The organism is Lactobacillus sp. S2-2, assembly GCF_021698855.1.
GTDB lineage: Bacteria > Bacillota > Bacilli > Lactobacillales > Lactobacillaceae > Fructilactobacillus.
Window position 1 is genome coordinate 48,975 of the sequence record NZ_WWFA01000010.1, and the last position, 11,453, is coordinate 60,427.

An 11,453-nucleotide genomic window follows, 5' to 3' on the forward strand; every position below is an offset into this window, starting at 1 on the left:
AATTAGTTATATTTAAGCAATGAGGTGTATATATTGGATAAAATAATTAAAGGTTCCGGTTTTACGTCTGAAAATCCAAACAAAATTGAATTTTTAGAAAATGTTTTGCTTATTGTTACAGATGGATACATTGAAAAAATTATTAATTCAAGTGATAAAAAATATGAAGAATTAATAAATAAAGGAAAAAATTAGATATATTAGAAGAGTTATCTGATACTCAGTACATATTGCCAGGTTTTATTGATACACATATTCACGCTCCCCAGTGGCCTAATGCTGGATTAGGGTTAGATTTGCCATTACAAGATTGGTTAAATACTTATACTTTTCCACTTGAGTCAAAATATAAAGATTTAGATTTTTCCAAAAAAGTTTATGAAGATTTAGTTACTAATTTAATCAATAATGGAACTACTACATCAGTTTATTTTGGATCAATTTATCAAGATTCAAATTTATTGTTAGCTGATATTTGTAATGAAAAACATCAAAGAGGATTTATCGGACATGTTTCAATGGACGATAAAGACAATAATCCCGAATATTATCGTGATAAATCTGCACAAGATAGTCTTAATAAATATGAAAGTTTTATTAATAAATTGTTGAAGTCAAATGAGAAATATTCAATTAAGCAAACCCCAGTTATTACACCAAGATTTTCTCCAAGTTGTTCATTAGAATCGCTCAAAGGATTAGGTGAATTGGCAAAAAAATATAATCTTCCAATTCAATCTCATTGTTCAGAAAGTGATTGGGAAAATAGTTATTCAATTAATAAATATGGAAAAAGAGATGCACAGCTTTTATATGAAAATAATTTATTAACAAGCAAAAGTATCATGGCTCATGGAACTTTATTGAATAATTCTGATTTTAATATTTTTCATAAAACAGGAACTACAGTTTCACATTGCCCAATTTCAAATGCTTATTTTGGGAATGCTATTTTTCCAGTTAATGATGCATTAAGAAAAAATGTTAATTTAGGATTAGGAAGTGATGTTTCTGGAGGATTTTCTCCAAGTTTATACGATAATATGAAAGATGCAATTTTATCTTCCCAACATTTGCAAAATGGGGTTGATAATAGTGTTGTATCAGAAATTAGAGGAGTAACTAATAGTAAAATAACTTCAAAACAAGCATTTTACTTAGCTACAGTTGGTGGAGCTAAAGTAGTGAATTTGAAAACTGGTAAATTAAAAGAAGGATATTTGGCCGATTTACAAATAGTTGAAAATCAACCAAACCCATTTCAGAAAAATGACAAACAAGATATTCTGGATAATTTGATTTATCACACACGTGCAAATGATATCAAAAAAGTATATGTTCAAGGATATTTAGCTAAGAGAGGATAAAAAAATTATGTCAGAAAAAGATAATTCATTAATGTATGGTCCAGATGATAAAATATCAAATTCACAATCGTTTTTTTTAGGATTACAACATGTTTTAGCAATGGATGTTTATGTACCACCAGTAATAATTGCGGGATTATTAGCAATGGGAGTTGCTCAAAAGACCAGTCTAATTCAAGCAACATTTTTAGCAGCTGGAATAGGAACAATTTTACAAACTAAGTATTTTATGAAGATGCCAATTTCAGCAGGTCCCTCATTTATTCCAATTAGTGCAATTGCAGGAGTTTATTTTACAAATGGCGCTGGAAATAATAGAATGGCAACGGTTATTGGATCATTTATTATTGGCTCAATTTTACTTATTTTATTAGGATTATCAGGGTTTTTTCAAAAAGTGATTAATTATTTGGTACCTTCAATTGTTGGAGGAACAATAATTTCATGTGTAGGTTTATCACTAATGCCATCAGCTTTAAATGATAATATTTTTAAAGCTCCAGGTAATGTTAATCAAAATATTCTGTTGGCTTCAATTACCTGTTTTATTTTAATATTTTCTATTTTTTTAGGTTTATATTTTCCTAAAGCTAAACATATTTTTAAAGTAGGATCGATTATTTTAGCGTTATTAGTTGGAAGTTTAGTTGCATATTTTATGGGATTACTCGATTTAAGTGTAATCAAGGATGCTAGTTGGATAACAATTCCAAAATTTAATGCGATTAGTTATGGAATTAAATTTTCTCCTTCAGCTATTTTTACTTTCGTAATTATATATGCAATTTTGACAACTGAAACAGCTGGAACTTGGTTTGCGATGAGTGCGACGACCGGTGAAAAAATTGACGATAAACAATGGAATCGAGGAATTATCGGTGAAGGAATTAGTTGTTTGATTGCTTCAATAATTGGAAGTACTCCAGTGACAAGTTATTCAACTAATGCAGGAGTAATTTCAATTACTGGAGTAGCAAGTAAAAAAGTATTTATTTCAGCTGGTTTTACTTTTGTAGCACTCGGATTTTTAGGTAAAATTTCCGCATTTTTATCAGCAATTCCAAGTCCAGTAATTGGTGGTGTATTTTCGGTTATTTGTGTAACCATTATGCTAAATGGATTAAAAGTTATTAAAGGACTTAATACATCTGAAAGAGATTTATATGTTGTTGGAATGCCAATTGTTTTAACAATGGCTATGATTTTGATTCCTGGTTCTGTGATTAAAGAAACTCCACAAATAATACAATATTTGTTAGGTTCTCCAATTGCAGTGGCTGCAATTGTATCAATTATATTAAATTTAATTATGCCTAAAAGATTAAATTAAAAAAGACCTTTTAAAGGTCTTTTTTAAACTTTAGGAAAAATTCCTCGTTTATAAATATTATCTAGTTCCTTAGGATTATTTTCTGCAGATAAGTCAGATCCACTAGTAATAGTCCATGCTAAAACAGCAACTAGTCTACCCATATCCCACAAAATACTATAATCATTTTCATTTTTTTCAACAAATGATTGAATAAAAATTTTGGGGAATAAACTAAAAAATTCATTATTAGATATTTGTTTTTGCCATACTTTTTCGAGTCGTGGTTTAAAAATTTTATGAATACTTGAAAAAGGTTTTTCTTTAAATTCATCAATTGTAACTTCACTTTCAGTTAAAGCAGTTGCTAGAAAGTCATGTAGTAAGTCATATTTATCATCATAGTGTTGATAAAAAGTATTTCGATGAATCATTGCATCTTTAACAATATCAGTCACTAAAATATCAGTGAAATCTTTTTGCTCCATTTGATTTTGAAAACTATTAAAAATTGCAAGTCTTGTTCTTTTTTTTCTTAAATCACTCATTTTGTAAACAAATCTCCTAATTAGCACATTTAATATGCAATGTAACTTATATAAACATTTACTATTTTGATAATTATTTTATCATATAATATGAAGAATAAATACATAGGAGGGTATATCCATGAAAAAAATGTTAAATAAACAAGGACAATGGATTTTCAAAAACAAATGGAAAACCATTATTGCATGGTTGGTAGTTTTAGCAGCATTTTTAGGTTTTATGGGTCATTATGGATCAAACTTTGATCAAAATCTTAAAATGTCTGGAATACCATCAACTGATGTACAAAAAACAATTAAGAAAGAGTTTCATAAAAACCTTGATGCAGGAACAATGAATGTTGTAATTCAAGGTAAAAAAGGTCAAATTACTAAATCTGACGTAAAGAAACAAATTAATAACAAAATTGGTGATATTAAAGGTAAATATGGAATTAAATCAATCGATAATCCATATGAAAATCAATTAGTTAGTGATGATAAATCAACTGTATATGTAAGTATCACTTTTAATAAAGATGCTCAATTAGTATCTAAACATGCAATTAAAAGCATTGAAAATAAATTCAATAGTCTAAAAGATCAAAACAAGGTAAAAGTTGCATATAATGGAACCGCAAATATTTCTCCCCTTACTTTCGGTGTAACAGCTGAAATTATCGGAATTATTATTGCATTCATTCTATTATTAATCTTATTTAGATCATTTGTAACAGCTGGTCTTCCAATTATTACTGCATTAGTTGGATTAGCTTCTGGTGTTTTACTTGTAACAATTGGAACTAGTTTCTTTACAATTGTTGATCTATCTAAAACTCTTGCTACAATGCTTAGTTTAGCAGTTGGAATTGATTATGCTTTATTCATTATTCATCGTTATCGAACGGATCTTAATGAACAAAAAGATAAGCAAAAGGCAATGGGAGAAGCACTTGCTAATGCTGGTGCCTCAGTACTATTTGCTGGAGTAACTGTTATTATTGCTGTTGCTGGATTAAGTATCGTTGGAATTGATTTCCTAACTCAAATGGGAATTTCAACAGCAGTAAGTATTGCTTTTGCAATCTTATCAGCTTTAACATTACTTCCAGCATTAATTTCGGTTCTTCATAAATTCATTAAACCAGATGAAACTAGTGTTGATGCTAAAATCAAGCAATCAGGTTGGTTTAGTAATTCAATTATTAAACATCCAATTGTTTCAGCTTTAATTAGTATTGTTGTGATTGCATTATTTGCAATTCCATCATCTCATATGAGATTAGGGATGCCTTATGATGGTGCATTACCAAAGGATAATACTACTCGACAAGCTTACGATATGATGTCTGATAAATTTGGTGAAGGAAGTAACTCTCAATTAGTGGGTGTTATTAAATTCGATAAAGATGCTAGTCAATCAGATAAAGACAAAGCAATTAATAAAGTAACTAACAAAATGAAAAAACTTGATGATGTAGATATGGTTATGCCTATGAAGAATGAAAAGGCATTAAAACAAATGAAATCTCCACAATATCAAGCAAAAGTTAAAGAACAAGGTGAAGCATACGTAAAACAATATGTTATGACTGCAATGCAAAAGAATCCAGCATTAGCACAATCACCTCAAGCACAACAACAGTTAACACAAAAAGCAACACAAGAATATAAGAAAAAGGTTGAAGCAAAAGCTAAAAAGGCAGTTTTAACTTCAGTACAAGTTAGTGATAATAAAAAATATGGAATGTTTGTTGTAATTCCAAAGACTGGTCCTGCTTCTGCTAAGACTGAAACATTAGCTAAAAATATTAATTCATTCTCAGATAATAATTTGAAGAAGAATAATAAAGCCAATATCGTCTTAACTGGATCTAATGCAGTAAATATTGATATTACAGAAAAATTAAATAATGCAATTCCAGTTTTTGCTGGCTTAGTAATTGTATTAGCCTTTGTATTATTAATGATTGTTTTCAAATCATTTGTAATTCCATTCTTTGCAATGGTTGGATTTGGATTATCATTATTTGCTTCATTCGGACTTGTTACTTTAGTTGTTCAAGATGGTTTCTTAAAACAATTATTTGGAATCAGTGTTGGTTCACCAATTCTTGCATTCTTACCAATTATCACGATTGGTGTTTTATTTGGACTTGCGATGGATTATGAAGTGTTTATGGTATCTCGAATTCGCGAAGAATATCTAAAAACAAAAGATAATGAACGTTCAGTATTAGTTGGATTGAAGATGAGTGGTCCAGTTATTATTACTGCTGCATTAATTATGGTAGCTGTCTTTGGAAGTTTTGCACTTTCTCCTGATCCAACCATTAAATCATTAGGATTAGTACTTGCATTTGGAGTATTTATTGATGCATTCTTAATTCGTTTGATTTTTGTACCATCAATGATTAAATTATGTGGTAAATGGAATTGGGTTTTCCCAGGTCAAAAAAATAAATAGTTATAATATATATTAAAAAAGCTCCAAATTAGATATAAAAAAGTCTAATTTGGAGCTTTTTATTATTTTAAATAATTTAATGTTACAGTTGCAATTGATTTAGCAACTACAATTAAGCAATTTTCATCCATTTGAAATTCTGAACTATGATGTGGATGACTTTTTCCATCATTAACATCACATCCAACGTATAAAAATGTACTAGGAATTTTTTCAGCGTAATAAGCAAAATCTTCAGAAGGATCTTGTTTATCACATTCTTCGATAGGTAATCCAGCTTTTTTAATTTCTTCTACAGCATATTTTGTAAATTCCGGATTATTATAAAGAACAGGGTAGTTATTTTGATAGTTCAAATCGGTTTTAACAGAAAAAGCTTTTTCAATACCGGAAACAATATTTTCCATATTAGTTTGAATCAAATCTTTAGTTTCGTTATCGAAATATCTTACATCACCTTCTAATGTTACTAATCCATTAATTGAATTTGCGGAACCTTTTCCATCAAATGATCCAATAGTAACCACACCCATTGAACTAGGATTAACTCTTCTTGATACAATACTTTGTACTTCATTAACAAAATAAGAACCAGCCAGAATTGCATCATTTGAAATTTGTGGCATTGATGCGTGTCCTCCTAGTCCTTGAATCGTCAACTTAAAATTTGCTCTTCCAGTTTGAGTTTCACCAAGATGATAAAACATTTTATTTGCTTTTAAGTTTGACATAACATGAGCACCTAGAACATGATCAACTCCTTCGAGACAACCATCTTTAATCATGCTTAAAGCTCCACCAGGCATTTTTTCTTCTGCAGGTTGATGAATAATTCTTATTTTTCCATTTAATTGGGTTTTAATTTCATTTAGTGCTTTTGCAACATACATTAAATACGCAGTATGTCCATCATGTCCACAAGCATGCATAACACCATCTTTTTTTGATTTAAATGGTAAATCATTAATTTCTTGGACTGGTAAAGCATCAAAATCAGCCCTTAAAGCAATACATTTACCAGGATTACCTGAATCAATATCTACGATTAGTCCATAACCATCATCACAAGATTTAGCGTCCATTCCTAAATTTTCATAAAAATTTTTAATGTAACTAGAAGTGTTCTTTTCTTCAAAAGATACTTCTGGATTTTCATGAATATATCTTCTAGTATTGATTATATTTTGTTCATCTAAATCAAGTTTATTTAAAACATTTTCTAAATTATTCATAGTATTTTCTCCTTAATTATCATTTTTTATTAATTTAGTTATTATAAGAATTAGTATAAGTATTAAAAATGTTACTTTTGAAAAATTAAACTTTGGCTAAAATAATAATTGTAATCTAATTATAAATGTAAAAAATAATAAATGCAGAAAAAAAGCAACAAAAAGTTACTATGTTTTTAAAATATAATTTGTTGGAAAATTTGTGTTAACTCATTTAAGATTAGATTATTAAGTAGATAAGAAATGAGGATTTTAAAAATGATTAAATCAGTAATTTTTGATATGGATGGTTTATTAATTGATTCAGAAAAAGTCTATTATAATTTATTTGAAAGTGTATTGAATAAATATGGTAAAAATATAACTTTGGACGATTATGTAAAATTATTTAGTGGAAGAACATTTTCCGAAAATGTATCTAATTTAATTGATTGGTACGATTTACCAGCAGATAAAAAAGAAGTTTTGAAATATTTCAATGATGAAGGTGAAAAATTAGCTGCAGATGATTTTGATTTGAAACTAGGAGCTAAAGAATTATTGGTATATTTAAAAGAAAATAATTATATAATCTCGTTAGCAACTTCAAATAATAATCAAATTGCAGATGGTATTTTACAAAGAAATGGTATTTTTGATTATTTTGAATTTAAAACATATGGAAATGAAGTTAAAAACGGAAAACCTAATCCAGAAATATTTTTGACGAGTGTTAATAAAACTAGTGTACCTAAGGAAGATACAGTTATATTAGAAGATAGTGAAAATGGAATTACAGCTGCCCATGAAGCTGGAGTAAAAGTGATTGGAATTCCAGATATGAAAATGCCTAGTGATAAGCATCAAGCAATGACTTATAAAGTTTGTCACAATTTAAATGAAGTTAAAGATTTATTGGCTTACTAATTACTAGTAAAACCATTATCGATTTGTTAGACTATGTTCGTACAAAAAACAAATCGAGGTGTTATTTATGAAAATTATGATTATTGGTGGAACTGGAAGAGTTGGTAAAGAGTTAGTTAAATTTTTAAAGCAAGATAAGGAAACAGAATTATCAGTTACAACAAGATCACCGGGAAAATATCAAAATGATCATATTTTTGAAAATGTTAAGTTGGTTAAATTTAACTTAGCTGAATTATTAGTTAGTGATATTACAGAATTATTCAATGGATTTGACGTAGTTTACTTTGTTGCTGGTTCACGTAACGAAGATTTAGTTCAAACAGAAAGTTTTGGTGCAATTAAGACTATGCAAGCAGCTGAAAAAGCTGGAGTTACAAAGTACGTTATGTTAAGTTCTGCATTTGCATTGCAACCTGACAAATGGATTAATAATCCACATTATGGAAATTTACAAGCTTATCAAGCAGCAAAATATATTGCCGATTATTGGTTGATTCATAATACTGATTTAGACTATACAATTTTACAACCTAGTACACTAACTGAAACATCAGGAACTGGTAAAGTACAATTTAATATTGAAACTCCAGGTGAAAATTCTATTACTGATGTAGCAGAAGTATTAAAAGAAGTTATTAATAATAAAAATGATTCAAATAAGGTAATTACAATGCATTCTGGGAAGTCTACAATTCAAGAAGAACTTAATAATTTATAAAGATAATTATATTTTTATAAATTGAGTTATTTTTGTTGTAAAACAAAAAAGTATGTTATATAATCGTATTACAAAATATTACAAATGTTACATTTACGTAACATTTGAATAGTATTTATTAAAGGAGATTTTACTATGAAAACTTTAAAGATTAATCGTTTTGCTGTTTTGGCTTTGAGTGCTGCTTTATTCGCTGGTGGAGCTGCTGCCGTAAATAACAATGTAAGTGCTAATGCAACTATTTCTCAATCTGCAAAAAGTTATGTACCAAGTCCAACTGCTGGATATTGGAATAAGTACCAAAAAGTAGTAGTTACAAAGAATACTCCTGTATATAAATATACTGAAGCAATTCCTGCATCAAATTCTACTTCTAAAAAAGTAGGAACTCTTAAAAAAGGAACTAAAGTTTACGTTTCAACTAAGATGAGAAAAAATGCTGATGCTTCATTTGCTTGGATTGTAAAGAATAATCAATACAAGACAACTAACAAAAAGAATTCAAAAAATGTAATTTACAATGTTACTGATAGTAGTAATAAATGGTTCAAATTACCAAAAGCATTTTAAATTAAAGGACTGATTCTATTAATCTTAAAGAATCAGTCTTTTTTTATTGGATATGATAAAATATTCATAATATAAAAGAACTGAGGCAATTTATTTTGAAAAAAATTAATTCAAAAATACATATTAGCTGGCTAACTATTTTTTTAATCTTTTTATCAGGAGTAGGGTTAATTTTATTTTCTCATTATGATAGTGGATTGTATCAAGCTCCGATTGGACAGATTGTTTCTGTTAAAAATGGTAAGTCACAAAAACAAGTCGATCAGTTTAATAATATTGATTATTCAACAAATCAAAAGTTAACGGTTAAAATTTTAAATGGAAAACATAAAAATGAAACTTATCAATTAGAAAATAATTATTCAAAGTCTAATGCAACCGATTTACAGTATAAGAAAAATCAAAGAATCTTTTTACATGTTATTAATCATCAAAAATGGAACAGTAAAAATTTAATGATTCAAGGATTAAAAAGAGATACTAGTTTAATTTTCTTGTTTTGGTTAACGATTATTATTATTTTAGTTGTTTTAAAATTTAAAGGCTCAATGGCACTTTTGAGTGTGATTATTAATGCAACTATCTTATATATTTCAATTAAAATTGATGTAATGACCTCAATTAATCCATTTGTTATTTTTACAGTTTTATCGATTATTTTTACAGGAGTAACGTCTTTATTGATTTTTGGGAAATCAAAAGAAACAGCCGTTGCTTTTTTCTCAACAATCATTGGGACGGCATTATCTTTAGCAATAAGTTATTTAGTCTTAAAGATAACTAATCAAAATGGAGTTAATTTTGAAATGATGGAATATGTAACGCAAGATCGAGTTCCGTTATTTTTTGCAGCTAGTATGATTGGATCACTTGGTGCAATCATGGATTTATCGGCAGATATAACTTCTAGTTTATTTGAAGTTTTTAAAGAAAATCCATCACTTTCGAAGTGGCAATTATTTTTAACTGGTCGAAAAATTGGAAGTTCAATTATGGGACCATTAGTTAATGTATTATTTCTAATTTTTATTGCAGTCACTTTTCCAATGCTGATTCTATTTTTAGATAATGGTAATGCATGGGGATATACATTTTATATGATTATGTCACTTGGAGTTGTGCAAAGTTTGATTAGTGCAATTGGAATTGCTTTAACAGTGCCAATTACAAGTATGATTGCAAGTAGTTTATGTAGGACGAAGGTGATCAAATGAGTACAATTACTGTGTTAGCCATTATTTTACTAGCTGCAATGATTTTAGCCGGTGGAGTTAAGGGGATATATGCTTATCTCGGATTGATTTTGAATTTTATTTTTGTTTTTGCGACTGGTCATTTAATTTCAATTGGTTTATCAGCGTTTTGGGTAACCATTGTTAATTCAATTATTATTTTATTAATTACAATTTACTTTAGTAATGATCAAGGACAACATGCTGATATTTCTTTTATTGGTTCAATTATTGTAGTTTTAATTGTAATTGCATTGATTATTCCAATTCTTCATTGGGCTCAAGTTCAAGGATTTAGTAATGAAAATAATGATGATTTGGAAGGGATGTCATTATTGATTGGAATTAAATTCTTAAATATTTCAACTTCTATGATTATTTTAAGTTGTTTAGGAGCAGTTGCTGAAGCTTCAGTTGCAATTTCAACTGGATTAACAGAAATTATTGAACATAATTCTAAAATTTCTAATCAACATTTAATTGATTCAGGGTTACATATTGGAAAAGAAATTGTAGGAACTGCCTTTAATACTTTGTTTTTTGGATTATATGGAGAAATTTTGGCTTTATTAATTTGGTTTGAGCGATTACATTATTCCTTTGCCTCGATTATTAACAATAAAATTTTTGTTTCAGAACTAATTATGACTTTGATTTCCGCTATTGGAGTTATTTTAACAATACCAGTCATAATCGGAATTATTTTGCATCGAAGAAAAAAAGAGGTTTTGTAAAAAGATACTTCCATAAAAAAATAGGATTAATAAAAACTTTTATTTGAAGTGACCCCCAAAAGTTGGACAGAAAAATCTGACTTTTGGGGGTCTTTTTGTGGTTAAATATAATTTTGAATTAAAGATAAAAATTGTTTTAGAATATTTAGAAAAAGGACACAGCTCTAACTATTTATGTAAGAAATATAATATCAAACGAAGTGGAACAATTTTGTATTGGGTAAAACTGTATCAAACCTATGGTTTGAGTGGAATTAAATCAATGACAAATCATATAATATATCCTGGTGAGTTCAAACAAAAAGTGCTGCATTGGATGCACACTAACCACAGTTCGTATCCAGAAACAGCACTTCAATTTAAAATATCTAGCCCTAGTGTTATCTTC

The 11,453-nt window shown here is 28.3% G+C and carries 12 protein-coding genes; 10 read left to right on the plus strand and 2 right to left on the minus strand.

Annotation, left to right across the window (positions count from 1 at the left end):
* Window positions 1–33 precede the first annotated feature (33 nt).
* Genes GSH19_RS05545 through GSH19_RS05555 form a run of 3 tightly spaced genes read left to right on the plus strand, consistent with a single transcriptional unit; the run spans window position 34 to window position 2,697 of the window.
* On the plus strand, window positions 34–195 hold the full coding sequence (locus GSH19_RS05545) for a hypothetical protein (protein ID WP_237027112.1): 162 nt from the start codon (window positions 34–36) through the stop codon (window positions 193–195).
* Window positions 196–230: 35 nt separating this feature from the next.
* Entirely contained in the window at window positions 231–1,367 is a 1,137-nt protein-coding gene (locus GSH19_RS05550) for an amidohydrolase family protein (RefSeq protein ID WP_237027113.1), read from the plus strand.
* 7 nt (window positions 1,368–1,374) lie between these two features.
* On the plus strand, window positions 1,375–2,697 hold the full coding sequence (locus GSH19_RS05555; RefSeq protein WP_237027114.1) for a uracil-xanthine permease family protein: 1,323 nt from the start codon (window positions 1,375–1,377) through the stop codon (window positions 2,695–2,697).
* A gap of 23 nt (window positions 2,698–2,720) precedes the next feature.
* Here the strand turns inward: GSH19_RS05555 and GSH19_RS05560 are convergent, their stop codons facing one another.
* Entirely contained in the window at window positions 2,721–3,224 is a 504-nt protein-coding gene (locus GSH19_RS05560) for a hypothetical protein (protein WP_237027115.1), read from the minus strand.
* Between the two features lie 121 nt (window positions 3,225–3,345).
* On the opposite strand from GSH19_RS05560, the gene GSH19_RS05565 reads away from it, so the two are divergent.
* Window positions 3,346–5,670 carry an MMPL family transporter gene (locus GSH19_RS05565; RefSeq protein WP_237027116.1) on the plus strand — a complete coding sequence of 775 codons (2,325 nt, stop codon included), beginning with the start codon at window positions 3,346–3,348 and terminating at the stop codon, window positions 5,668–5,670.
* Between the two features lie 62 nt (window positions 5,671–5,732).
* Here GSH19_RS05565 and GSH19_RS05570 read toward each other — a convergent pair whose 3' ends face one another.
* Window positions 5,733–6,902 carry an amidohydrolase gene (locus GSH19_RS05570; RefSeq protein WP_237027117.1) on the minus strand — a complete coding sequence of 390 codons (1,170 nt, stop codon included), beginning with the start codon at window positions 6,900–6,902 and terminating at the stop codon, window positions 5,733–5,735.
* A 258-nt stretch (window positions 6,903–7,160) separates the two neighbouring features.
* Between GSH19_RS05570 and GSH19_RS05575 the strand changes: the two genes are divergently transcribed.
* The 6 genes from GSH19_RS05575 to GSH19_RS05600 form a co-directional block, all read left to right on the plus strand.
* Window positions 7,161–7,808: an HAD family phosphatase gene (locus tag GSH19_RS05575; RefSeq protein ID WP_237027118.1), complete on the plus strand. Its 648-nt coding sequence runs from the start codon at window positions 7,161–7,163 to the stop codon at window positions 7,806–7,808.
* Window positions 7,809–7,875: 67 nt separating this feature from the next.
* The gene (locus GSH19_RS05580; RefSeq protein WP_237027119.1) at window positions 7,876–8,529 is read left to right on the plus strand and encodes an NAD(P)-binding oxidoreductase; all 654 of its coding nucleotides are present in this window, start codon (window positions 7,876–7,878) and stop codon (window positions 8,527–8,529) included.
* Window positions 8,530–8,664: 135 nt separating this feature from the next.
* A complete protein-coding gene (locus GSH19_RS05585; protein WP_237027120.1) occupies window positions 8,665–9,099 on the plus strand; it encodes a hypothetical protein in 435 nt (144 codons plus the stop codon).
* 95 nt (window positions 9,100–9,194) lie between these two features.
* Window positions 9,195–10,313: a YibE/F family protein gene (locus GSH19_RS05590; protein WP_237027121.1), complete on the plus strand. Its 1,119-nt coding sequence runs from the start codon at window positions 9,195–9,197 to the stop codon at window positions 10,311–10,313.
* Entirely contained in the window at window positions 10,310–11,065 is a 756-nt protein-coding gene (locus GSH19_RS05595) for a YibE/F family protein (RefSeq protein ID WP_237027122.1), read from the plus strand. The genes GSH19_RS05590 and GSH19_RS05595 overlap by 4 nt, the downstream gene beginning before the upstream one ends.
* A 97-nt stretch (window positions 11,066–11,162) precedes the next feature.
* Window positions 11,163–11,453 (plus strand): transposase (locus GSH19_RS05600; RefSeq protein WP_237027123.1); only part of this gene is annotated, 291 nt, incomplete at its 3' end.

What these genes read in the sequence shown, in the direction of transcription:
- GSH19_RS05565 (WP_237027116.1), top strand. Translation starts at nt 3,346, where the DNA reads ATGAAAAAAATGTTAAATAAACAAGGACAATGGATTTTCAAAAACAAA.
- GSH19_RS05595 (WP_237027122.1), top strand. Translation starts at nt 10,310, where the DNA reads ATGAGTACAATTACTGTGTTAGCCATTATTTTACTAGCTGCAATGATT.
- GSH19_RS05585 (WP_237027120.1), top strand. Translation starts at nt 8,665, where the DNA reads ATGAAAACTTTAAAGATTAATCGTTTTGCTGTTTTGGCTTTGAGTGCT.
- GSH19_RS05570 (WP_237027117.1), bottom strand. Translation starts at nt 6,902, where the DNA reads ATGAATAATTTAGAAAATGTTTTAAATAAACTTGATTTAGATGAACAA.
- GSH19_RS05580 (WP_237027119.1), top strand. Translation starts at nt 7,876, where the DNA reads ATGAAAATTATGATTATTGGTGGAACTGGAAGAGTTGGTAAAGAGTTA.
- GSH19_RS05575 (WP_237027118.1), top strand. Translation starts at nt 7,161, where the DNA reads ATGATTAAATCAGTAATTTTTGATATGGATGGTTTATTAATTGATTCA.
- GSH19_RS05560 (WP_237027115.1), bottom strand. Translation starts at nt 3,224, where the DNA reads ATGAGTGATTTAAGAAAAAAAAGAACAAGACTTGCAATTTTTAATAGT.
- GSH19_RS05555 (WP_237027114.1), top strand. Translation starts at nt 1,375, where the DNA reads ATGTCAGAAAAAGATAATTCATTAATGTATGGTCCAGATGATAAAATA.